Consider the following 22,017-nt stretch of genomic DNA (forward strand, 5'->3'; position numbering starts at 1 on the left):
TTGTTCGCGTGGCTGTGAAACCCCGTAAGGGTTTCGTTTGAAGCTCTGGAGCCTCTCGGGGGAGAGACCGTCTTCACCATCCTGTCGGATGGCCCTTGCAATTCAAGCTTCTTCCGTTGTCATGCTTCGCGAGACTCTCGTCTCTGTGCGCGTTCGGGTTGGTTCCCTCAACGACTCAGTTAGTATACATACTGGCATCGATCTTGTCAACATCTTTGTCACTTAACTTGAGCGTCTTACGCACAAGTCTTTTTAGTGCCATGATCTCAAGGACCCATCGACCCTCGACCAGGACGAAGAAAATCATCAGCGTCCAGCCTTCAAACCGACCACGTTTGCACGAGGGTCCGCAAGAATACACTCCTGCATCACGCCCGTCAAGAGCCGAAGCGCGAGTGAAGGTCACTTCATGCCATCCCCCTTCGACCATAAAATTCGCCGCACCAAACCTTACCCCTCCCCCACTGAGGTGCCGCGCTCAAGCCTTACTCTTCAAGAGTTAGAGTTGCCAAGGACTTCCCGCGAAGGGCCAAGCACGTGACAACAGGCAGGCCACAGCACTCAAAGAAGTACAGCAGTAGCAGCCACACCATCTGCCGGCTTGGGATCACCTCACACGATGCGGAACGACGTTCCAATCTTTCTGAGTCAACGACCATCCTCGACTCTGACACCCCCTGGCCCGCGGATCCAGGGGATTTTTCTTGTCCCACACGCCAGACCTCACCCTGCTCGAAACCTTCTCGCACACCCAAGTGCTATGAAGAAACGGCAGTGGACCAGCCATGAAGAAGCGTTCACACAGGCAGGGAAAAACAGCCTCTCCACGCCAACCCGACTTCAACGGGTTCTCGAGGCCGATTGGCCGTCCAGCACGAACATTGAAGCGTTCCCGTCTTTCCCACCGTCCTCAACACACGCAACAACATCGATGGCCTGCGTGAAGCTGCCCTTCGGACCCTGACCGACGTGATGGTCCTCGCCTACCAACGCCACCGCACCGACATCACCACCGCCGTGGGTCGACTGCGTGACCTTTTCTTCCTCTCGTCCAACGACCAAGCGGCGCTCGTACTCGTGCTGCGACAATCACTCGAACTCCTCAACGAGCTCCAAACGTCGGCGAAGCGTTACGCGACCCGTTCGCTCAGTGCGACGCGAGAACCCGGCGTACGACGAGCCCGTCGCGTGCTGCAAACGCGCGAACCGCGACACGGACCCTCACCTTTTCGTGCTGACTTCACGCGTGACCATTCGAGGCTTCACAGCCGCAGCGTCGGTTGTTTCGGCCACGCCACCCAGAATGTCGCGCCTTGATCAGGTTTGCCTTCCGCCCACACGCGACCCCCAACGCGTTCGCACGTTCTCCGCACCGTCACCAATCCCACCCCCGTCCCCTCGTACTCACTCGACGGATGCAACCGCCCGAACAACTGGAACAACTTGTCCCCTCGAAGTCGTGCGGGGGCAGCTTACACGCGTGAAGCTCGGGCAACGGCAAGCACCCCCGGCGGACACCTCTGAGAAGGCATAAGAGACAGCCTCCGCGGATGCAAGAGGGCGGTGAAGGTCAGTCGGCAGGCCGGGTCTTGCGGTGCTCAATGCACGTCACGAGGTACCTTCCTTGTCCGAGTTGGCCTTGAGGTAGCCGTACAAGGTTTCGCGGGAAATGCCGTACTCGCCCGCGAGGATCGTTTTCTTCTCGCCGGCTCGCACTCGGGCGTGCAGTTGCTCGGCTTGGTTCGGGGTGAGGGTCGTGGAAGCACTGGGCGTCATGAACTTCAAAGAGCGCTTGCAGGATGCGGTCGAGCAGTCCCGAGCGCACCCACGTCTGGAAGCGGCGATGACACGTCTGATACGCAGGGAAGCGCGGCGGCAAGTCCTTCCACCGCGCTCCCATCCGCAGCACCCACAGCACGCCTTCGAGCACCATTCGATCGTCTTGACGCGGTCTGCCGGTCGCCTTTGGCGGCGGAAAGGGAGGGTCGATGATCTTCCACTGCGCTTCGGTCAGTTGCACGCGGTCAGCATGGCGCTACCCGCTGAACGACTTTTGAGACCGGTCCATGTGGTGATAGACCCACAAAAGTAGCGTGACCAGCGTCGACGACGTCCACGGGAATGCTCATCTTCAGGTGGCGTGCACACCCGGCACTTTCGCACCGTGCGTGACCACAAGGTCGTCCGTGCGTTCTTCAAACTGCTCGACGGGGAGGACGTTAACCTTTCAAGCCGGTCACAGTGAGGAAACCCTCGGTAACGCGGCGTTGGAAGATCAGGTAGGCGAGTACGACCGGAAGGCCGCCCAACACCGCGGTGGCCATCGTGCGCGCGAAGCGCACGCCGTAAGCGTCTTGCACTTGCGTCAAGCCAAGCGGAATCGTCATCATTTCCGGTGAGGTCGTAATGATGAACGGCCACAGGAAGTTATTCCAGGCGCTGATGAACGTCACAATGCCGATTGCCCACAAAACGTTGCCGCTGAGGGGCACGAAGATGCGCCACAAGATGCGCCACTCGCTCGCACCGTCGACGACCGCGGCTTCGTGAATCTCTTTTGGAATGGCGTCGAAGAAGTTCTTGAACACGTAGATGGCGATCGGCGAGACGATTTGCGGCAAGATGATGCCCGCGTACGTGTTGACGGCGTTCAAGTCGTTCATCAAGCGAAAGAGCGGGATGAGCAGCGCTTCGAACGGAATCATGATGCCCGCGAGGAACAGCCACAGCAAGGCGTTCTTGCCGCGAAAACGCAACTGCGAGAACGCGTAGGCGGCGAGGGCAGCCAGGGCGACGGTCACGAGGGTGATGACGAGGGACGTGACGGTGCTGTTGAGGTACCAGCGTGGCAAGTTTCCCAAGGCGACGACATCTCGGAAGGCCGTGAAGGACGCGGGATTCGGGAACCACACGAGCGACTGCGCCACCGCTTGCTGTTCGGACTTCAACGCGGTCAACACCGCCCACAACAGTGGAAACACCCATAGAAAGCCGAGCAGGAACGTCGCGCCGGTCGCGACGACTGGCCATACCACATGACCGCGTCGCATCAGCGTCTCCTCGAGAGCAGGGCGGCCTGCACCAAGGACACCAACAGGATGATCAGGAAGAACGCGACGGCGATGGTCGATGCGTACCCGCCGCTGAGATTTTGGAAGGCGGTGTCGTACATGTACTGCAGCATCACGCGCGTGCTGTTGAACGGTCCACCGCCGGTGAGAAGGTACATTTGCGTGAAGATTTTGAGCGACGAGATGAGCTGCAACGTCAACACGAGCGTCGTGATGGGCCACAAGAGGGGCCACGTGATGTAACGAAAGACTTGAATGCCTTGCGCCCCGTCGAGGGACGCCGCTTCGTACGTTTCTTTGGAGATGTTTTGCAAACCCGCGATGAACAGCAGCATGTTGAAGCCGACCGTCCACCAGATCGTCACGACGGCCACGGTGGGCATGGCCGTTGCGAGTTCCCCGAACCACGAGGTAGTCGAGCCCGTCAAGGCGTGGACGATGCCAAAGCTGGAGTTGAGGATCCACTGCCAAAGGAGCGTCACGACGCTCACCGGAAGGACGAACGGCAAGAAGAACAGAGCTTGCACGAAGTTCTTGGCCCGAACGAGGCGATGGACGGCGAGCGCCATCACCAGTCCGACCAGCGTTGTTGGAATGACGGTGAGCAAGGCGAAGAATCCGGTGTTCCTCAGGGCCGCCCAGAAGTCCGCGTCGCCGAGCAACTGCACGTAGTTCGCGAGCCCCACGAAGGGTCCGGTTTCGGTAAGGGTGCTGTCCGTGAGGCTAAGTTGCACGGCGCGCAACGTCGGGAAGATGAAGAACAGCAGGTAAGCCAGCAGGAACGGTGCGAGCATCAGGATCGCGGTGAAGTTGGCGGACTTGCGCGGACGCCCTGCTTTCTTGCTGACGGCTAGGTCGCGCACCGCAACGGTCTTTCTCATAGCATCCCTCCCGAGACCCAAGGGACGAAGGAGACCCCACGCGTAATCGCGTGGGGCCGTGAAGTCTGTGTCAAGGGCGCGGCTTGCCGCTCATGAGCTTGTTCGCTTCCGCTTCGAACATGCTGATCGCGCGGTCGATGGGCAGTTGTCCTTGAATGGCCGCCGGGAAGTACTTTGCCGCCGAGGCTTCCAAAGGTCCGGCCGCGCCACTGTACCAACCGGGAGGATCGAACGCGACGTTTTGCGCGGCGACCGTGGCGTAGTCGCTGTTGGGCTTGAGCGCCTTGTACGCGCTGGAGTTCACGGTGGGCAGGTATGCCGGGATGTGACCGCCTTGCGCCCAGACCATCGAGTTTTTCTGGACGTACGCCACGAAGTCGAGGACGCCCGCCAAGTGATCTGACGCGATGGGCTTCTTGGCGTTGTTTGGTATCGCGAAGCCGTGCGAATCGGCCCACATGTCTTGACTGGCGTAGAACTTCGGTAGTGGCGCGACGCCGTAATCGAAGTTGATGGTTTTCTTGGCGCGGCCGTCCGCCATCGCAGGGACTTCCCACACACCGTTGAGCATGAACGCGGCTTTGCCGGTCGTGAACTGCGCGACCGAGGTCGGGTAGTCCGTGTTCTTGAGCATGTAGCCGTTCTTCATCCAATCGACCATCGCTTGTAGGGCGCGCTTGCCAGGTTCGCCCGCGACGATCTTGTTGTTTTGGATGATCTTGCCGCCCTCTTGATTGATCATCGAGAGCCACAAGCGCCACGACATGTACGAGTTCGGGCCGTTCTCGAAGGCGAGGCCCGCTTGACCAGTTTTGTCCTTGACGGCCTTGAACGCCGCGGTGAGGTCGGCGACCGAGTTGATCGACTTGAGCTTGCCGTTCGCGTCCAGCAAGCCCGCTTTACCCGCGAGGTCCTTGTTGTAGTACATCACGAGCGGGTGCGTGTCGAGGGGAATAGCGTACGTCTTGCCTTGGTAACCGGCGGCTTGCCACAACCGTGGGAAGAAATCGGCTTGCTTCAAGCCGACGCTGGCGAGTTCTTGCGTGGTGATCGGCCGCAGCAGGTTCTCGGGCGCCCAACCGCTGATGCGCGAAAGGTGGAAGGAGATGAGGTCGGGCGCTTGGCCGACGGACGTGGAGGTGCGGACTTTGGTGTAAAACGGCACGCCCCACTGTAAGACCGTTTGTTGCACTTGGTACTTGTTTTGGCTTTTGTTGTAGCCGTCGATCAGCTGCTTCATTCGGGCGCCGTCGCCTCCTCCCAGGAAATTCCAGAAGGTGATGGTAGTCGGCGCAGCTCCCGCGACAGTCAAGACGAATGTGCCACTCAGTGCGAACAAACGAAGTGCGTGCTTCATAGATCCCCCCAAATGCTTAGGAACTCTCGCTATCACATACGATGACACTACTTTTTAAAACATCTCGACACCTCGGCATTCCAGACGCATAAAAAGAGTGGGCGTACTCGACACCGTGAGATTTGAAGGATTATTCCTTCAAAAGAAGAGGATTGGACTCGTGCTCATAGTGTAAGCATGAAGCTCTTCCTTTGTCTATAGCTTGTGCTTTATAGTGGTCACGTGCCCACTATTCTCGATGTCGCCAAGCGTGCGGGCGTCTCGGCTACCACCGCCAAGCGTGCGTTGAGCGATCCCCACTTGCTTCACCCGCAAACGCTTCGCCGGGTGCAGGAGGCCATCAAGGAGTTGCACTACGAACCCGATCAACGGGCTGGTAGCCTGCGAGGAGGACAAAGTCGCACGATCGGCTTGGTGGTGGGACGTTTCGCCGAGCCGTTTTTCGCGGAACTCGCGCACGCCATCAGCCAAGTGCTTCGACAAGCGGATTACAGCGTGATCATCAGTGAGAACGAGTACGACAGCCGAATCGAACTCGCGGAGTTGCAACGCCTGTACGGCCAACGAGTCTCGGCGCTGATCGTTCGCCCCGGCTACGGCGAAGCGAGCCGCGATTACTTGCTGCGCCTACGGCAACGCGGCGTGTACATCCTTGAAGTGGACTACCATTTGGAGGGCGCCCCGTTCGACTCGGTACTCCTCGACAACGCCGCGTGCGTGCGTGAAGGCGTCGAGTATCTACAGGGTCTCGGGCACACGCGCATCGCCGCGCTGAGCAAGTACGACGCCGTAAAGCACCCGGAGACGCGCTCGAAACTCTTTCCTCAGGCGATGGCGGCGCTCGGTCTCTCCATACCCGACGAGTACGCCCGAGTCATCGACTTGCGGGAAGACACCGCGTACGAACTCACGAGAGACCTTATGGCGCTCGCCACGCCCCCAACCGCCTTGTTCGCCTTCACGGGCAGCCAAGCTGCCGGCGCGTTTCGCGCCCTCAAGGAACTCGGGCTGCGTGTCGGACGTGACATCTCGCTGTTGACGTTCGACAATTACTCGTGGACGGCGCTCGTGGACCCCGGCATCGATGTCATCGAACAACCCGTCCGTCAAATGGGTGACGCAGCGGCTCGCATCGTCATGCAGGCCTTGGAGCAAGGACCGTCCGACCGTCCGATTCACCTGGCGTTGCCAGGACGACTCATCCGCCGGGGCAGTTGCGTGCCGCCCGAGTCTTCGCCGCCTCGCTCCACCTGTATGTCCAACTGACGCCGCGATTCAATTTCCCGGCTGAACTCGTTTGCTGCTCGAAAGGACTCGTATGACTATTTTGGATCTCTTTCGTCTTGACGGACGCGTCGCCGTGGTCACGGGCGGCGGGCAAGGCATCGGCTTCGAGATCGTCAAAGCGCTTCGAGAAGCGGGTGCCGAAGTGGTCATCGCCGATATGAACCCCGAGACAGCCGAGCAGGCGGCACGTGAGCTTGGCGCGTCCTTCGACGTCCTCAACGTCACCAATCCAGATGCCGTTCGCGCCTTTGCAGGGCGCGTGTACGAACGCTACGGACGCGTGGACGTCCTCGTGAACAACGCGGGGACTGTCTACAACCTCCCTGCGGAAGAGACGCCGGACGACGAGTGGCGCCGTGTACTCAGCGTGAACCTCGACGGCGTCTTCTGGTGCTGCCGTGAATTCGGACGCTTCATGCTCACCGCAAGAAAAGGCAGCATCGTCAACCTTGCGTCCATGTCGGGCATGATCAGCAATCACCCGCAGCCGCAAGCGTCGTACAACGCCAGCAAAGCGGGCGTCATCAACTTGACGCGCTCGCTCGGCGGTGAGTGGGCGTCGCGCGGCGTACGCGTGAACGCCATCGCGCCGGGATACACCGCGACCGCCCTCACGAAGAAAGCCCTTGACATCCCCGAGTGGGCGGGCGTGTGGATCAGCGAGACGCCGATGGGCCGCCTGGCCGAACCGTTCGAGATTGCGCCCGCCGCACTGTATCTCGCTTCGGACGCCTCGAGCTTCGTCACGGGAAGCACCCTGGTGGTGGACGGCGGGTACACCGCGTGGTGAGCTGAAGTGTACCTCGGGCTCGACCTCGGCACCGCGAGCGTGAAGGCAGCACTGTTCGACGCGGACGGTCGACTCGCGCGAACCGTCGCGCGCGCGTACGACGTGCGCGCCCCCATGCCAAACCAAGCGGAAAGCGATCCGCAAGCGTGGTGGATCGCGGTCGGTCAGGCCGTCCGCACGCTCTTGGACGACGACGCCAAGAGTGTACACGCCCTCGGGCTGTCCGGCCAGATGCACGGCGTGGTGCTGTGCGACGCCGAAGGTGAAGCGCTTCGTCCGGCCATCTTGTGGGCGGACGCGCGCAGTACCGCCGAGCTTCGCGCGTACGACGCCGTGCCGGACGTTCGGCGCACGGAACTTCGAAATCCCATCACGACAGGCATGGCGGGCCCGACGTTGCTGTGGCTTCGGCAGCACGAAGCGAGCCTATACGGTCGAGCGCGCTTCGCGCTGCAACCGAAGGACTGGCTGCGCCTTCGCCTGACTGGTGAAGCGTTCGCCGAACCGTCTGACGCCTCTGGTACCTTGTTGTACGACCTCGAGCGAGACACGTGGCACGCGGCGCTCGTGGAAGCCTTAGGCCTTCGTCTGGATCTGCTCGCCCCGCTCGTGCCTTCCAGCGCCACAGCCGGGTTCTTGTCTTCGCGCGCTGCGAAATACCTCGGCTTGCCGTCCGGCTTACCAGTCGCGGCTGGCGCGGCCGACACGGCTGCCGCCTTGCTCGGCACTGGCATCACCGCAGGTCAGTTACAACTCACGATTGGCACGGGCGCGCAAGTCGTTCGCGCCGAGGCGAGCTTGCCGGCGTCACGGCCGGCCCTGCATGTGTTTCGAAGTTCCAACCACGAAGGTTGGTATACCCTCGCCGCCGTCCAAAACGCCGGGCTGGCCCTCGAGTGGGCGAGGCGGACGTTGCATCTTGACTGGACAGAATTTTACGAGGCGGCGCAGCAATCCGAACCGGGCGCGCGCGGCTTGACGTTCCTGCCGTACATGACCGGAGACCGCACGCCTCACCTCGATCCTCAAGCGCGTGGCGGCTGGATCGGTGCGGGACTCGAACACGACGCGTCGCACCTCGCGCGTTCGGCGTTCGAGGGCGTCGCCTTATCCATTCGGGACGCCGTACGGCTCCTGACGTCCAGCACACCGGGCACCCTTCGACTGGCTGGCGGAGGCTCGCTGCATCCTTGGTGGCGTCAACTGCTCGCGGACATCTTGCAGTCTGTCTTGGAAATCGTGGACGTTCCGGTAGCGTCCGCCTACGGAGCGGCCTTACTCGCTCAAGCTGCAGAAACTGGGCGAGGTCCAAGAACGAGCATCGTCAGCGTTCGCAGCATCATTGAGCCGCGAGCAGACGCGCACATGCAGGCACTCGCGGACGCCACCGAACGATTCTCAGCAGCGTACACGGCCTTGCGGCCCTGGTTCTCGCGCCGTTAGTAGAGTACGCACATTGTGAAGGATGACTTTGGGGAAGGTTAACAAGCGTCTGGGGCGATATTGGTGGGTGGTGGAGCGGACGTCGTCGTGGTTCGGGCGCGTTCGCCGGTTCTGGGGCCGGTAGCAGGTGCAGGCGGCACGCCGTTAGCGCGCCGCCTGATCACCTTTAAGCAGCACGCCAAGTTTTGCTCGGCGGTGTAACAGCCCTTGTGTGCTTACGCTTGAAATAAAGTAAGGAACGTATGGGCCGATTCATCAAGATCCTGCGTACTGCCATCACCGCACAGGAATACTGGATGGCCGTATTGCTCTGGACGCTCGTCGCCATCCTCTGGGGTGGTCTCCTGGGCGAGGGTGGATGGGAGCTGCTGTGGCACGTGACTTTCATCGTCACGCTCTACACCCTATTCTTCGTGTCGCGCTTGTGGCGTTCGAGCACGCATCTCGATTGACGCATTTCAGCCCTTTGGTGAATGAGGCTGTGTCGATGCGAGCGGCAGCATCCCAGGAGGCCTCACTGCTTCCGGTGGGCGATGCTGCTAAGAGCTGCGGGCGCCCCCTACCGAACACTGTCATGACGACGAAATACCGTTGGCTCACCCTCGGCGAAACATACGCGTACCGCGCCGCGCCCGGACGTGGTCTCGACGAACGCCGCGGGCAATCCTGGAGGGCAGACGGACGTCGAGCGTTCGCACTTGCTCGAGGCGCTTGACTTGGTGCGGGAAATGGGACATCCAGGATGGACGGCAGTGGTGGAAGCGGCGTTGAACGGGCAGTATGTCTCCCCCGTCTTCAATTTCGAACAGTAACGTCCTCAATGGACGCGGTGAGGTCAAGAGAAAGCTTACGGTGCATGGTGGTTCAAAAGGCCCCTGAAAGCTTGCGCATCAAGAAGGAACAAGGAGGGAGCGATTGCTTGTCCACTTGGGGTATACCCCAAGTGGTCAGTCCGCGCCTATCTTCCCAGTCGGGTGCCTGGAATCATGCGGTCAACGTTGAAGTCTTGCTGGTTGCACGGTACGGCCCCTGGCACGCTGGCACGGAGGGGCGGGCGTTTCAGCTTCTTGCCCGCGGCGAGCTGCTGCCAGTACCCGCGGGGCGGCTTGGGAATGTTGCGCGATCGGCACCACTTGGCGATGGTCACGTCGGACACGCCGAACTCCGCGACGAGTTGCGCGGCCGGAGTGGTCCAAACGCGTTCGTACAACTCCTGACGCGAGGGGGGCGTTGGGCAGCGCGGGCGAAGGACGCGGGCACGAAGTCGTTGGACATGCCGTTCTCCTGACGCGCCGCGCTGTGGTCGCGCCCGTGTGGAACGGCGCGAAGTGATGGGCGGCGCGCTACCGGTACTGTGACACGTTTCCTGGGCCAGGGTGGATGGGTTGAGGTGGCCACTCTTGGAAGCAGGCCGAAGGTTGTCCTTCAAGAATTGCGCGTTACGCTCCTGACGTATTCGTCCTGGGTGTGTTACACAAAGGTATGAGCGGGTATGAGTGGCACATGCTGCGCCTCGACGACACCGAAGACACCGACCGCGGCGGCAGCACCGACCGCCTTGACACCACCATCGCGCTCTGCGAGCACCTCGCCGGCGAAGCCCTCGAATGGGAACGCGTCTCCCCGACGATCCTGCACGCCTGGTCCACCTCGAAACGCTCGTCATTCCTCGTGCGGCGCCGCACGCTGGTCGCGTAATGTGCGGCCGCCTCACCGAATCGATCACCCGCGCCGACTTCATGCGCTTCTTCGGCATGGAAAAGCCGGGCGACCTCCCACCGCGCTTCAACGTCGCACCCACCCAACACGTCGTCATCATCACGCACCACCCGCACGGCCGTGCAGCCACCCTCGCCCGCTGGGGATTGATACCTCCCGACCTCACGCCGGACGACGCGAAGCGCTTGTCACTGTTCAACGCCCGCCGTGAAACGCTCTTGACGAAGCGCCCGTTCAGCCGTCCGTTTCGACGAAGGCGCTGCCTCGTGCCCGTGTCCGGCCTGTACGAATGGCACGACGGGCAACCGTTCCACGTGCGCCGCAAAGACGGCAAACCCCTCGTGCTGGCCGGCCTGTGGGAATCGGCGTTCGGCGATGAAGGCGAACTGTTGAGTTGCACGGTCATCACTACGACGCCGAACGCGGACCTCACGGCGTTGCACGACCGCATGCCGGTGATGCTCTTGTCGAAGGACTGGGACGCGTGGCTCGACCCGGCCACGCCCCTCTCGGACGCCGAGCGTCTGCTCGAACCGTTCGCGGCGGGGGTGCTCGACGTGTACGCGGTGTCGAAAGACGTCGGCAACGTTCGTAATGAAGGCGCGCACCTCGTCGAGCGGCTGCCTGGCAACGCTGCTACCCCCAGTTGACGCGGGTTCTTTAGTGCAGGCGGGCGTGCACGCCGTCCGCCGCGAGGATCTCGGCTTTCACGAAGGCGAGCGGGAGGTCATCCATCAACAGGGGCAGCAGCAAGCCGACGTGCCGCTGGGCACGCTCGACGCCCAGGTCGTCGAGGAAGGCGGCGAGTTCACTCGCGTCGAGCCTTCGAGCGGAGGAGGGCAGCGCGAGGGCGGTTTGCAGGCGGTCGAGCAAGTCCGTTATCACGGCCGCATTCTGGCGGTTGAACCTGAAGCTCAGGAAAAACCGGACGTGTGCACGGGGGGTGCATAGACGTTGCGTATCGGCGCATCGCGCGGTAGAATATTCAGCATCAAGGTCGGCCGAGGGGCCGGTTTTTTCGTTTATGGCGAGCGAACGCTACCGACGCGTGTGGGATCCCGAGCAGCGCAAACACCGGCGCGTGCACCGCCTCATCGCCGAGCAAACGACCGGGCGCGCCCTGCAGCCCGGCGAAGTCGTTCACCATCGTGACGGCGACCGCGGGAACAACGACCCGGAGAACCTGCGGATTTTGCCGTCGCAACGGCATCACATGGCGCTCGAGCACGTGGAACGCAAACGCAAACGCGGGCAAGAACCGTTGTTCGACGACGACACCTTCCTCGCGTGACGCTCACCGCGCCTCGACGTCCACGACGATCGGCGTGAATGCCAACTCGTTGCGCTCGTCGCACAGCGCGGCGTTCACGAAGCACGTGCCGTCCTCCTCGAGCCAGCCGTGACCCACGTGAAGATGCCCGAACACGTGCACTCGCGGTCGGACAACCTTCACGCGTTCGCGCAGCAGCGGGCACCCCACGGACGCGCTGTCATCCTCAAGTCGATCGAGGACGCCCAACGGTGGGCCGTGCGTCACCAGCACGTCCACGTGGGTGGGAACGCGCTTCCAGTGCGCGCCGATCTCCCACGCCTCCCGGTTGAACGCCCACGCCATGAACGACGGCGTGACGGGACTGCCCCAGAAGCGAAGGCTGAAGCACGCTCGCGCCCGAGTCCTGCAAGTACGTAACGTTTCCCAGCACCAACGATCGCGCGAGGGTTGGGTGCCGCTCGAAAAACACGTCGTAGTTCCCCGCGATCAGCACTCGCGCTTGAAACTGCGTCTGCGCGCCGAACCACTTCAAGAAGCGCCGCGTAGGCCCTCGCCCGCCCGTGTTCGTGAAGTCCCTGGCGTGCACGAGCACGTTCCCGTCCGGCAGCACGATCTGCTCGTGAAGGTCGTGCGTGTCGGAGATCAGCACGCGGCGCGACAGCTGCTCGTTGTACCCCAGCCAAACGGCTCGCGCGGAAGATTCTAGTGGTACCGGGGGCGAGCACCCGACCAGGCCGCCATTAAGCACTAAGCACTCGCGCCGCCGTGCTGCGCGGTCAGAGCATCCACGACACGCCGCGCGTGCGCGTCCCAAGGCCCACCGAACGCTTCGCAAGGCTTCCTCGTGCCTCTGAAGAGCCGCGTGAGGCCGCCGCGCTCCTTGAGGGTCTGACGGTCACACCGACCGAGCGCCGCGCCTTCGAATTGTTGCACCGCCTCGCCGTGAAGCTCACCCGCATTCGTGGGCACGCGGCCTAGAGCCAGCTCCACACCAGCATCAGGAGGTGGTCATGAGGAGGGACGCGTCCTCGAGTTACTCCTGCCCGGCGGTTCCGCGCTTCCAGTAGCCGGTCACACGGATGAACGAGTGCGGAGAGAGTGATCGCCCCTCGAGATGCTCGCGCAAGGCGTGCGCGACATTGCTTTCTGTCCCACCCCAGACGAATCCGTCTCCCGATGGTAGGGGAAGGTTCGCCAGGGCGTCGCGGAGCAGCGTCGTCATTCCCGGCTCGTGCGGCGCCCGGTGCAGCCAGCGTACGTCCATCGTCGCGGCGCTTGTGAGGGGCAACTCGTCGTACGCGTCGTTCACTTCCAGCAGCACGGTGACGGGTACACCCGCCGGGAGTTCCTCCAGACGACGGGCGATGGCGGGCAAGGCGCTTTCGTCGCCGAGCAGCAGGTACCAGTCGAAGTCGTATCGCACGACGGTGGAGCTGCGCGGGCCGCCCACGCCGACGAGGTCACCAGGGCGCGCTTGAGCGGCCCAGGTGCTGCCGGGGCCGTCGCCGTGCAGCACGAAGTCGATGTCGAGTTCGCTCAGTTCAGGGCGGTACGCGCGGGGAGTGTAGTCACGTCGCGCGGGTGGCGTCACCCCTTCGGGCAGGATTGGGCCGTTCGGGCCGAGGGTGGGCAGGACCGGTTGGTGCTCACCAGGAGCTGGGAAGAAGACTTTGACGTGATCGTCCGCGCCCAGGCTGGTGAAGCCGTCGAGGGCGGCACCGCCGAGGGTGATGCGGCGCAGGTGGGGCGTGAGGTCAGCCGTACGCTTGACTTCAAGCAGGCGGAGCTTGACGGGATGCGGGCCAGAGCGGGTGACGCGGTCGGTCATGACGGTCCTTTCGGCGTTCAAGAGCGGGCGGGTTGAGGAGGACTCAAGCTGACAGGGCTGCTTGGCGCTGGGCACTTCGGCGCTCCCCGCGAGTGTTCATTGCCTGCGGACGATCCGCGGGGACGTAAGGCATGAGTGTGGCGTCACGAGGCTTCACAGGAATCCTTGGCGGTACGTGCTCGTACGGGATCCGCGTCAGGTCGTTTCCTTGGAACGCGCAGGGTCACGAGCGGCGGTTCTTGCGCACTCGACTCCGGCCGTTCCAGCCTTTCAGGATCAGGAGGGTCAATCCGGCGGAAAAGCCCATGAAGAGGAGGGGCTTGACCAGGCCCGCCAAGCGCAGGAGACCTTGCGGCTCCAGTTCGGCGTGCCCTTCTGCGGCGGGCGTGGCGCGAAGATTGTCTGCCGCCGGCAGGGAGCCCAAGGCGAGGATGAGCAGCGTGGTGACCAGCGTCGCGAGAAGCAGGATCAGTCCGGCATTCCTGGTGCTCATTGGGTCATCCCACCCGTTGGTGGTCGTTTGAGCCGCTGAGCAATCCAACGCCAGTGCAACGTCAGGTGCAAGCCGATCAAGAGCATCATCAGGGTGGCTGAGGCTTTATGGACGGTCAACCAGAAGTTGTCCGGGCCAACCATCCAACCCAGCATGGGGAGCAGCGCTTCGCTGATCATCAGGCCCGAGACGCCTGCGAGCAGCATCATGAAGAACAGGGCGAGATTGAACCACTTGGCGAAGATCGTGTGCCCTGGCAGCTTGCGGCTGGAGCGTGTAAACACGCCCACCACCCACTTCCAGTGCCACACCAGGTGGTAGAACAGCGGCGCGAAGATCAGCAAGCCCAGCCATTCGTGGAGGGGAATGCCCGTGGTCATGGGAGCGCTGACCAGCATGAATACCAGCAGCAGCAGCACGTCGAGTTGCCAGTTGCGCCGGGTCATGTTCGCCTTCTTGAGCGGCTGATCGAGCGTGGAGGAAAGGTCGACGTTCATAGAGACGTCAAGCCGTCCTGTGCGCGTCCCGCAAGGCTGGGCGTGCTGCTCCTGGGTGTGGCGCTCGGGGTTCTAGCCGAGAGGCTCGGCCGGGGATTGTGATGAGGAAATGGAGGAGAAAGTTCATTGAATTCCTCGTTGAGACTTTAAGTGTCTCGACACTTATTTTCCAGACTGCTGGAACGGTGAGTTGGAGGGTTGAACGTGTGGGAAGGCCAGGTGCGAGCAGCTGCGGTGGTTTCTGTACTAACAGAGGCAGAACGCCACCACGTGGAAGGCCGGGAGCATCTCTAGTAAGCGCTCCAAAGCCAGCCCAAGGGAAGCCAGGCTTCACGTTCTTCTGGGTGGCGTGAGGTTGGTCTCCGGTCTTTCACCCCATTACGCTGTGAGTAGGACTTTGTTGCCCGCCGGATCCGTAACGAGGAATCCGCCGGCCTGCTCCTGCACGGAGGCCACACTCTGTAGGGCCGTCTTCAGGCGCTCGGGGGTGTCGAACCGGATGGTGAAGTACCGGAGTCCGGCGGTACCGGCCGGCGCCTGCGGCCGACCGTGCGTGTGCCCAGCATTCACTGCAATGCGGTGGCCAAAGGCACCCCCGGCGCTCAGGTCGGCCATGCCGTACTGGGGCAGGTACATGTTGTCCAGAAAGCCCAGGCCCTTGTAGAACCGGTGGGCGGCCTCCACGTCCGACACGTACAGATGCACGTGCCCCACCTTCGTACCGTCAGCCAGCGGCTGGGTGAAGTTGCGGTCAGACAAAGCCTTCAGCACAGCCTCAACGTCCAGGGCGGCCGATGCAGCGCGCACGGTGCCGTTGGTATCGACGGCGACCGGGCCCCGGGGACCGAACTCCATGCGAGCCATGCGCTCGGGCGTTTCCAACGTGACTTCCACGGTGATGCCATCCGGATCTTCCATGTAAAGGGCTTTCGACATCGTGTGGTCCGTGGGGGCGATGGGGTACCGCTTGGTGATCAGGCGCGCCAGCACCCGGGCGAACTCCACTTCGTTGGAGGGGTGGATCGCCAAGTGGTAGATGCCGCTGTAACCGTTTTTGAAGGGCGTTTTGGCCGTGGCGTGCAAGACGACCAACGAGGTGCTTTCTGTACCAAGCTCGGCTGTTTCGTCCGTCGCGCTGCGCACTTGGAGGCCGATGTACGACTGCCAGAACTCCACGGAGCGTCGCAGGTTGGTCACATCAAGGTGAACGGCGCCGAAGGTCGCGATTTCTTGTCGCGTGAACTTCTGGGCCTGGTCAGAACGGACGGGGGTGCTGTTGGTGGTCATGGTGTTCTCCTGGGGAAGTGACGACGGATGACGGATGGGACAGGTTGGGCGGGGCGGGCGGTGAGGCCTCAGGATCAGCGGCAACCGGGAATCCTGCGACTCCTTGCGAAATAAGGTGTTTTAACACCTTATTGGCATCAAACCAGAGGAAATTTGTTGATTTCCATCGACCGTACGCTGCTCCTACTCGACATATTAGATGTTACAACGAATAAATGCAAGGGGTCCACGATCAATCGCAGACCAGATGGCAGTCGGCAAAATCAGTCCTGCAGCGTACGTGGTCATACTCCGGTGGTGCTGGGGCCGACGTCCAGACGTCACATTCCGGGGCAATGTGGTTCGGGACAGTCCATCACACGTCATGCAGGTCGTGCATGTCCATCAGCTCATCCGTCAGTAGGTGTCGTACCCCGCGCGCCGCGTTGATCGCCGCGAAACGCTCCGCCAGCTCCCGGCCCTGCCCCGCGCGCTTTTTTTCTCGGAAGGCTGCCGAGCCAGCGGTGTTGCTCAATGCGATCCGCACTGTCGCCGCCGGTGAGGCTCTTCTGTCAAGGGCCGCGACGACCGCGATCATCGAACGGTTCCTCGCGCCACGCACGCGAGCGCCGGAGGGGATGCCGTTCACCGCACGCGAGCGCGATCACCGCCCTGATCGCCACCGGGATGTTCGACGACGAGATCGCCGACCGACTCGTCGTCAGCATCGCCACCGCGATGGCCCACATTGACCGCGCAATGCCGAAGACGCCGTGCCTTAACGGCCACTCAAACACTTGAAAGTTGAAGTGACCTACTCTAAGGAGGCTTCAAACACGAAACATCCTCGTCTGGAGTCCCGTCAGGCTCGGCGCCTGACCCCGCGCCACTGAACAGGAGAAGCCATGACTCTCAGCACCGACCACGCCTTCACCAGCCGCGACGACGTCGCGGCAACGGCGCCGGTCCGCTACGACAAACAACGGCTCTCCCACCTCAGCCGAAAGGTCGAGTGCGTCACCGACGGCAACGTCCACACCGCCACCGGTCAGTGCACTGCGCGGATCGTGGTGGGCAATGACGTTCTGACGCTGCTTGCCGCCGATCAGACGCAGGTCGAGCTGGCACGCATCAAGGACGCGCTCGGCAGCCACCTTGAACGGTTCGGCCACTACGTAGCGCTCACAGCAAACTGGGACCGTCGTAACCCTCGGCCGGCAGTCGCCCACTCGGCCGACGGAACCTCTCTGTCAGTCATGGAGAGAACACCATGAGCACAGATGTCACTCCGGACGCCAAGCGAGTCGTCCTCGACTTCTTCGAGTTGGCTTTCGTCCAGCGCCAGGCCGCGCGGGCGGCAGAACAGTACCTCGGCACGACTTACACCCAGCACAACCCGACAGCCCCGGACGGCCCGGAGGTCTTCCCGGCCCTGATCGGCGGCCTCTTCGCCCAGGCGCCGGAAGCATCGTTTCACCTCAAACGAGTCATCGCCGAGGACGACCACGTGGTCCTCCACTACAACCTCCAGATGTTCCCGGGCGACCTCGGCCAGGCAGTCGTCGACATCTTCCGTGTCGAGGACGGACGGATCGTGGAGCACTGGGACGTCATACAGCCGGTCCCGGCCGAGTCGCGCAACGACAACGGAATGTTCTGAGCACAAGCACCACGGCATGACCTGCTGCGGATCCGCGAGCGGCTCAGCCACAAACCGCAAGGAGAGCACCATGAGCAGCACGACCGAAGACAACAAGACACTCGTCCGCAAGTTCTACGAGGCCTACAACGGTGGCGACCTCCAGAGCGCATTCGACACCTACATCTCCCAGGACCTCGTCAACCACACGAACGGTGGGGCGATGGACCGTCAGTTGTGGATGCAGTCCGACCTTGCCGCGAAGGTGGCCATGCCCGACCAGACGATGACGATCCTGGGTCAAGCTGCGGACGGCGACAAGGTCTTCACCCACTGGGTCCTCGTCGGCACCCACACCGGCAGCGACTTCTTCGGTGTGCCCGCCAGCGGCAGGGCGACTCGCCTTGAGGCGGTCGCCGTGGACGTCGTCCGGGACGGAAAGATCGTGGAGCACAACGCCGTCGGCGACTTCTCCGCCTTCATGGCCCAGCTCACCGGCGAGTAGTCGCGGAGACAGGACGCAGGTCCTCTGATCAGCTACACGAGTGGCCGTCTCGGTCGTTGTGGGTGCTGGCCCGCAGCGTGCTGGATGCCGCAGGGGGAGAATTCCGCCGGTGGCTCACCGACAACGCGCAGTGGCACCGGAAGTGACTGGCGGTCAATGACCGCTGGTTTCCTTCGAGCAAGCTGTGCGGGGAGTGCGGCAGCATCAACGGAACCTGACTTTGTGCGACCGGGAGTGGACGCGCGAATGCGGGGCTGTCCACGACCATGACTTCAATGCCGCTCGGAACATCGCACGGGAAGGACCTCGCAAATCGAGGTCGTAGGGCATAAGACCTCGTAAAACGCTCGGGGAGAAGGCGTAAGACCTGCAACAGCCGGCAGCCTTCGCGAGACCGCGAGAATCCAACGACTTCATTCGCTGGATTCTCGACTTGGGTTTCGTCCGATAGTCAGTCACTCCTGGTGTTCCACACAAATGAGGCAGCTGGACCAACCTCATGGGTTGGTCCAGCTGCCGGGAAGGGAATCAGTTGTCGAGCGTGACGACGAGCTTCCCGCTCGCCCCACCCGTGGCCAGACGGCCCAAGCCCTCGGCCGCCCGGTCGAGCGGCAGCACGTCGGACACGACGACCTTCAGCGTTCCAGCGGCCGCTTGCTCGGCGAGCGGCGCGAGCACGTCACGCGTCGGGCGGCTCATCACCGGCGTGCCCGTCACGCCAGCCGCGCTCAACGACGCTTCGTCCGGCATCGCCGCGAGGCTCGAAATCCGGCCGCCACGGCGCACGGCGGCCAGCGGAACACCCGCCGGATCCATGCCATGCAAGTTGATCATCGCGTCCACGCCGTTCGGGTACGCCGCGCGAACTTGCTCGGCGACCGAACCGGCCGTGAAGTCGATGACTTTGGACGCGCCGAGTCCCGTGAGGCGGGCGGCATCGCTGGCTTTGCCGGTCGCGACGACCGTCACGCCCCGAGCGGCGAGCAGTTGCACGACGAAGGACCCCACGCCGCCCGACGCGCCGTTGACGAGCACGGTCTGACCGGCTTGCGGGCTGATCGCGTCGATGACTTGCACGGCGGACGCGCCGGCGAGCGGCAAGGCGGCGGCCGTGGTGAAGTCCAACTTGGCGGGCTTCTTGGTGACGGCGTCGGCGGGCAACAGCGCGAGTTCGGCGAGCGTCCCGGCGGAGATGGGCGGCGCGAGCAACACGTGCCCCAGCACCTCGTCTCCGACGGCGACGTGATCGACGCCCGCCCCGACGGCTTCGACGATGCCGGCGGCGTCACGTCCCAGCACCACGGGGTACTCGTGCGGAAAGCCCCAGTGGGTCAGCATGCCCGCCGCGACCGCGTTGTCGATGGGGTTGAGGCCGGCGGCCTTCACGCGAATCAGGACGGTGCCTTCGCTGGGCGTGGGGGTCGGGATGTCGGAAAGCTGGGGTTGTTCGCCGGCGGCGGGAACGTGCAGGGCGCGCATGTGGGACTCCTTCTTGGTGAGGGGAGCGGGGGTGGGCGTGACGGGCGTGGCTGGGCCGGTCGAGGGGGACGGGACGGTTGAGGTGGACTCGGTGGTGCGCTGGCGGTTGAGGTACCAGACAGCACCGGCGGCAGCGGCGAGAAGCACGAGGGTAAATCGGAACATGAGGTCCTCCAATGGACGCGGGAAGTGAGCGAGGTGGGGTGACGCGGCCGTTGGTCAGTCGAGGGCGGTGAGCGCGCTCTCGACCGTGGAGGGAGCCGAGCGCAACAACACCCGGTTCCCGGCAGCGTCCCGGACGACCGGCCCTGCGGGCGTTTCGTGCACCGCGATGCTGGCGTTCTTCAATCGCGCTGTGACCGCGTCGAGTTCTTGTGCGCTCGACAGTTCGATCACGTAGTGCCGCAGTCCCAGCGCCCCTTGCGGAGGGGTCGGTCCGCCCGCGCTGTGCCAAGCGTTGTTGCCGACGTGGTGGTGGTAGCCGCCAGCGCCCGCGAACACAGCTCCCATGTCGTCAAAGCCGATGTCGAAGCCCAAGACGCTTTCGTAGAAGGCGCGGGTGGCGCGCGGGTCGCTCATCTTGAGGTGCACGTGTCCCATGCGCGTGCCAATCGGCGCGCCCTTCCAGCCCGCGTCATCGTCGGCGAGCGTGCCGAGCAGACCTTGAATGTCGATGGCCTTGCGCTCGGCGGCGTCGGCGGTGAACTTGCCGTCCTTGAACGGCCACTGTTCCTGAGGCCAATCCGTGTACATCTCGATGCCGTTGCCTTCGGGGTCGTTGAAGTAGAACGCTTCGTGCGTGAGGTGGTCCGACTGCCCGAGCCGCAAGTTCAGCGCGGCGGCGTGCTTCAGCCAGCGGGCGAGGTCGGGGCGGGTGGGGAACGCGATGGCGAGGTGGTACAGGCCGGTGGCGTTGGAGGGCGGTGTGGGCGCGTGGGGGTCGCGGCGCAGCGTGACCAGCGGGTGTCCGTCGGGCGTGCCCAGCACCGCGCGTTCCTCGTCTTGAGCCAGCAAGGTCAGGCCGATGACGCCTTGGTAGAAGCGGGTGACGACGCTGAGGTTATGGACGGTCAAGGCGACTTCGCCGAGGGTCAACTTCGGGTCGATGCGTGCGGCGTGCGCGGCTTGTGCGGTGGGGTGGGTCATGGCGGGGGCTCCTGTCAGCACGTGAGGATCAGCGACCGTCAACGAGGGGCGAAGGGCCTTGGGGGGTGCCGATATAACGTTCGATTTGGAGCCGGAAGCGTTCCACGGTAGCGCGATCCCTCATGAACGCTTTGAAGTCGGTGTGGTTGGTGTTGTATTCCGACAAGGGCTTCCATCCTTGAGGAGCGGGGAGGTCGTTGCGGATGGGCCAGAAGGGGGCGTTCGCTTGGAATTCCTTGCTGAGCAAGAAGGACAGGAACAGTTTTGCTGCGGCCGGATGCTTGGCGTCTTTGAAGATGGCGGCCGTTTGAGCCCACGTCAAAAAGGAGTCGGTGCGTGGAACGTTGAAGCGCAAAGGCAGGTTCGGCACGGGAACGAGTGGGAAGGCCGTGGTGAACGACACCGTGCCCGGCTCTTGCAGCAGCGTCGGAATGGGTGTGGCTGAGCCACGGACCCAACGCACGTCCTGCGCCAGCAATCGGTCCATGTACGTCCAGCCGTACTTCTGGATGATCTTGTAGAACTGGTACAGCACGGCGTCGTCATCGTTCGGGTACACCAGGACGATCTTGCCCTTCCATTTCGGATCGAGGTAATCGATCGCGTCGAGGGGAGCTTGATCTGCCGGAGTCGCGGCTACGTTCGAGACGTTCGAGAAGCTGTAGATGAGCATGCCGGTGTAGGCGCCGCTGACGTCTTTGAATTTCGCGGGGACCTGATTCCAGCCGACGGGTTTGTACGGCAGCAGGGCACCTTGGGATTTCCAACGATCGAAGTTGTGAAGTGTCTGCAAAAGAGCGACGTCTGTGGACACGTTCTTGGATGCCAACTGCTGGTCGATTCGGCCCTCGTGGTACTTGCTGAGGTCGACCGTCACTTTGATGTTCACGCCTGGGAACGCTGCCTTGAAGGCTTGGACTGTGGCGTCCTGCTGGTTGACTTCATCGCCGCCCGCGAGCACTTCGAGGGTGCCGCCTTCCTTGAGGGCGGCTTGATAAAGCTCGGGGAGAGTCCGGCCCTCTCCGTCGCGTTCCACACGGGCGTTGGGTGCCACTTGAGCCAACGCGGCCGTGCTGCTGAGCAGGAGGATTGAGGTGAGGTGGATCAGTGCACGGGTCATGGTGGTCTCCTACGGTGGGGAAAGCGCGAGTGGAAGTAACGAGCGGATCAACGGATGTAAGTCTCGGAGTTCCTGATTTCCTCAACTTCGTACTTTGAAGAAAGATTTGATACGTCGGAAGAAGCTTTAGCGGGCTTGAATGGGGGCTTTGCGGGCGCGGCCCCAGGCGATCACGCCGGCCAGTGCGGCCAGGACGAGGTTCATGGGCAGCATCATGCCTTCG

General features: G+C 62.9%; 27 protein-coding genes and 1 pseudogene. 10 read left to right on the plus strand and 18 right to left on the minus strand.

Annotated elements, in window-relative coordinates:
• Positions 1-840 precede the first annotated feature (840 nt).
• The 7 genes and pseudogenes from DES52_RS21815 to DES52_RS21845 form a co-directional block, all read right to left on the minus strand.
• Positions 841-1,089, minus strand: a complete 249-nt coding sequence (locus tag DES52_RS21815; RefSeq protein ID WP_110888952.1) for a hypothetical protein — start codon at positions 1,087-1,089, stop codon at positions 841-843.
• A 173-nt stretch (positions 1,090-1,262) separates the two neighbouring features.
• Positions 1,263-1,442 (minus strand): ATP-binding protein, encoded by a 180-nt coding sequence (locus tag DES52_RS21820; RefSeq protein ID WP_110888953.1) that lies wholly within the window; start codon positions 1,440-1,442, stop codon positions 1,263-1,265.
• A gap of 166 nt (positions 1,443-1,608) precedes the next feature.
• Positions 1,609-1,776 (minus strand): helix-turn-helix domain-containing protein, encoded by a 168-nt coding sequence (locus DES52_RS21825; RefSeq protein WP_110888954.1) that lies wholly within the window; start codon positions 1,774-1,776, stop codon positions 1,609-1,611.
• A 34-nt stretch (positions 1,777-1,810) separates the two neighbouring features.
• Positions 1,811-2,020, minus strand: a pseudogene (locus DES52_RS23805) (transposase); the annotation flags it as partial.
• A 199-nt stretch (positions 2,021-2,219) separates the two neighbouring features.
• Entirely contained in the window at positions 2,220-3,050 is an 831-nt protein-coding gene (locus tag DES52_RS21835; RefSeq protein ID WP_110888955.1) for a carbohydrate ABC transporter permease, read from the minus strand.
• Positions 3,050-3,952, minus strand: coding sequence for a carbohydrate ABC transporter permease (locus tag DES52_RS21840; RefSeq protein WP_110888956.1), 903 nt, complete (start codon positions 3,950-3,952; stop codon positions 3,050-3,052). The genes DES52_RS21835 and DES52_RS21840 overlap by 1 nt, the downstream gene beginning before the upstream one ends.
• Before the next feature lie 70 nt (positions 3,953-4,022).
• The gene (locus DES52_RS21845; RefSeq protein WP_245901224.1) at positions 4,023-5,192 is read right to left on the minus strand and encodes an extracellular solute-binding protein; all 1,170 of its coding nucleotides are present in this window, start codon (positions 5,190-5,192) and stop codon (positions 4,023-4,025) included.
• Positions 5,193-5,531: 339 nt separating this feature from the next.
• On the opposite strand from DES52_RS21845, the gene DES52_RS21850 reads away from it, so the two are divergent.
• From DES52_RS21850 to DES52_RS21865, 4 genes are all read left to right on the plus strand, one after another.
• Positions 5,532-6,575 (plus strand): LacI family DNA-binding transcriptional regulator, encoded by a 1,044-nt coding sequence (locus DES52_RS21850; RefSeq protein ID WP_110888978.1) that lies wholly within the window; start codon positions 5,532-5,534, stop codon positions 6,573-6,575.
• A gap of 52 nt (positions 6,576-6,627) precedes the next feature.
• On the plus strand, positions 6,628-7,386 hold the full coding sequence (locus DES52_RS21855; RefSeq protein WP_110888958.1) for an SDR family NAD(P)-dependent oxidoreductase: 759 nt from the start codon (positions 6,628-6,630) through the stop codon (positions 7,384-7,386).
• A 6-nt stretch (positions 7,387-7,392) separates the two neighbouring features.
• Positions 7,393-8,829 carry a xylulokinase gene (xylB, locus tag DES52_RS21860; RefSeq protein ID WP_110888959.1) on the plus strand — a complete coding sequence of 479 codons (1,437 nt, stop codon included), beginning with the start codon at positions 7,393-7,395 and terminating at the stop codon, positions 8,827-8,829.
• 242 nt (positions 8,830-9,071) lie between these two features.
• Positions 9,072-9,281, plus strand: coding sequence for a hypothetical protein (locus DES52_RS21865; protein ID WP_110888960.1), 210 nt, complete (start codon positions 9,072-9,074; stop codon positions 9,279-9,281).
• A gap of 506 nt (positions 9,282-9,787) precedes the next feature.
• On the opposite strand, the gene DES52_RS21870 is transcribed toward DES52_RS21865, so the two are convergent.
• Positions 9,788-10,039 (minus strand): hypothetical protein, encoded by a 252-nt coding sequence (locus DES52_RS21870; RefSeq protein WP_110888961.1) that lies wholly within the window; start codon positions 10,037-10,039, stop codon positions 9,788-9,790.
• 293 nt (positions 10,040-10,332) lie between these two features.
• On the opposite strand from DES52_RS21870, the gene DES52_RS22725 reads away from it, so the two are divergent.
• Both DES52_RS22725 and DES52_RS21875 read left to right on the plus strand, forming a co-directional pair.
• Complete coding sequence (locus DES52_RS22725; RefSeq protein WP_146237426.1) at positions 10,333-10,527, plus strand: hypothetical protein; 195 nt, start codon at positions 10,333-10,335, stop codon at positions 10,525-10,527.
• Entirely contained in the window at positions 10,527-11,198 is a 672-nt protein-coding gene (locus DES52_RS21875; RefSeq protein WP_170131225.1) for an SOS response-associated peptidase, read from the plus strand. The genes DES52_RS22725 and DES52_RS21875 overlap by 1 nt, the downstream gene beginning before the upstream one ends.
• A 10-nt stretch (positions 11,199-11,208) precedes the next feature.
• On the opposite strand, the gene DES52_RS21880 is transcribed toward DES52_RS21875, so the two are convergent.
• Positions 11,209-11,433, minus strand: coding sequence for a hypothetical protein (locus DES52_RS21880; protein ID WP_146237427.1), 225 nt, complete (start codon positions 11,431-11,433; stop codon positions 11,209-11,211).
• 139 nt (positions 11,434-11,572) lie between these two features.
• Between DES52_RS21880 and DES52_RS21885 the strand changes: the two genes are divergently transcribed.
• On the plus strand, positions 11,573-11,839 hold the full coding sequence (locus DES52_RS21885; protein ID WP_110888964.1) for an HNH endonuclease signature motif containing protein: 267 nt from the start codon (positions 11,573-11,575) through the stop codon (positions 11,837-11,839).
• Between the two features lie 3 nt (positions 11,840-11,842).
• Here the strand turns inward: DES52_RS21885 and DES52_RS22730 are convergent, their stop codons facing one another.
• The 6 genes from DES52_RS22730 to DES52_RS23210 all read right to left on the minus strand — a co-directional run bounded on the left by DES52_RS22730 (position 11,843) and on the right by DES52_RS23210 (position 16,503).
• Entirely contained in the window at positions 11,843-12,163 is a 321-nt protein-coding gene (locus tag DES52_RS22730; protein WP_146237428.1) for a metallophosphoesterase family protein, read from the minus strand.
• A gap of 691 nt (positions 12,164-12,854) precedes the next feature.
• Positions 12,855-13,649 carry a siderophore-interacting protein gene (locus tag DES52_RS21905; protein ID WP_110888968.1) on the minus strand — a complete coding sequence of 265 codons (795 nt, stop codon included), beginning with the start codon at positions 13,647-13,649 and terminating at the stop codon, positions 12,855-12,857.
• 223 nt (positions 13,650-13,872) lie between these two features.
• Positions 13,873-14,142 (minus strand): hypothetical protein, encoded by a 270-nt coding sequence (locus DES52_RS21910; RefSeq protein ID WP_110888969.1) that lies wholly within the window; start codon positions 14,140-14,142, stop codon positions 13,873-13,875.
• A complete protein-coding gene (locus DES52_RS21915) occupies positions 14,139-14,639 on the minus strand; it encodes a DUF4405 domain-containing protein (RefSeq protein WP_110888970.1) in 501 nt (166 codons plus the stop codon). The genes DES52_RS21910 and DES52_RS21915 overlap by 4 nt, the downstream gene beginning before the upstream one ends.
• Positions 14,640-15,017: 378 nt before the next feature.
• Entirely contained in the window at positions 15,018-15,926 is a 909-nt protein-coding gene (locus DES52_RS21920) for a VOC family protein (RefSeq protein WP_110888971.1), read from the minus strand.
• 355 nt (positions 15,927-16,281) lie between these two features.
• Positions 16,282-16,503 carry a hypothetical protein gene (locus DES52_RS23210; RefSeq protein ID WP_170131224.1) on the minus strand — a complete coding sequence of 74 codons (222 nt, stop codon included), beginning with the start codon at positions 16,501-16,503 and terminating at the stop codon, positions 16,282-16,284.
• 307 nt (positions 16,504-16,810) lie between these two features.
• Here DES52_RS23210 and DES52_RS21930 point away from each other — a divergent pair, with 307 nt between their 5' ends.
• The 3 genes from DES52_RS21930 (at position 16,811) to DES52_RS21940 (ending at position 18,049) form a co-directional block, all read left to right on the plus strand.
• Complete coding sequence (locus tag DES52_RS21930) at positions 16,811-17,179, plus strand: DUF2218 domain-containing protein (protein WP_110888972.1); 369 nt, start codon at positions 16,811-16,813, stop codon at positions 17,177-17,179.
• Positions 17,176-17,565, plus strand: coding sequence for a nuclear transport factor 2 family protein (locus tag DES52_RS21935; protein ID WP_110888973.1), 390 nt, complete (start codon positions 17,176-17,178; stop codon positions 17,563-17,565). Before DES52_RS21930 ends, DES52_RS21935 begins: the two co-directional genes overlap by 4 nt.
• A 70-nt stretch (positions 17,566-17,635) precedes the next feature.
• The gene (locus tag DES52_RS21940) at positions 17,636-18,049 is read left to right on the plus strand and encodes an ester cyclase (protein WP_170131226.1); all 414 of its coding nucleotides are present in this window, start codon (positions 17,636-17,638) and stop codon (positions 18,047-18,049) included.
• Positions 18,050-18,577: 528 nt separating this feature from the next.
• Here DES52_RS21940 and DES52_RS21945 read toward each other — a convergent pair.
• From DES52_RS21945 to DES52_RS21955, 3 genes are read right to left on the minus strand one after another with little or no spacing between them, the layout of a single operon-like run.
• Positions 18,578-19,693 (minus strand): NADP-dependent oxidoreductase, encoded by a 1,116-nt coding sequence (locus DES52_RS21945; RefSeq protein ID WP_211317983.1) that lies wholly within the window; start codon positions 19,691-19,693, stop codon positions 18,578-18,580.
• A 54-nt stretch (positions 19,694-19,747) separates the two neighbouring features.
• Positions 19,748-20,674, minus strand: a complete 927-nt coding sequence (locus tag DES52_RS21950) for a VOC family protein (RefSeq protein ID WP_110888976.1) — start codon at positions 20,672-20,674, stop codon at positions 19,748-19,750.
• Positions 20,675-20,702: 28 nt separating this feature from the next.
• A complete protein-coding gene (locus DES52_RS21955; protein WP_110888977.1) occupies positions 20,703-21,794 on the minus strand; it encodes an ABC transporter substrate-binding protein in 1,092 nt (363 codons plus the stop codon).
• Positions 21,795-22,017 lie beyond the last annotated feature (223 nt).

The organism is Deinococcus yavapaiensis KR-236, assembly GCF_003217515.1.
GTDB classification, from domain to species: Bacteria; Deinococcota; Deinococci; order Deinococcales; family Deinococcaceae; genus Deinococcus_A; species Deinococcus_A yavapaiensis.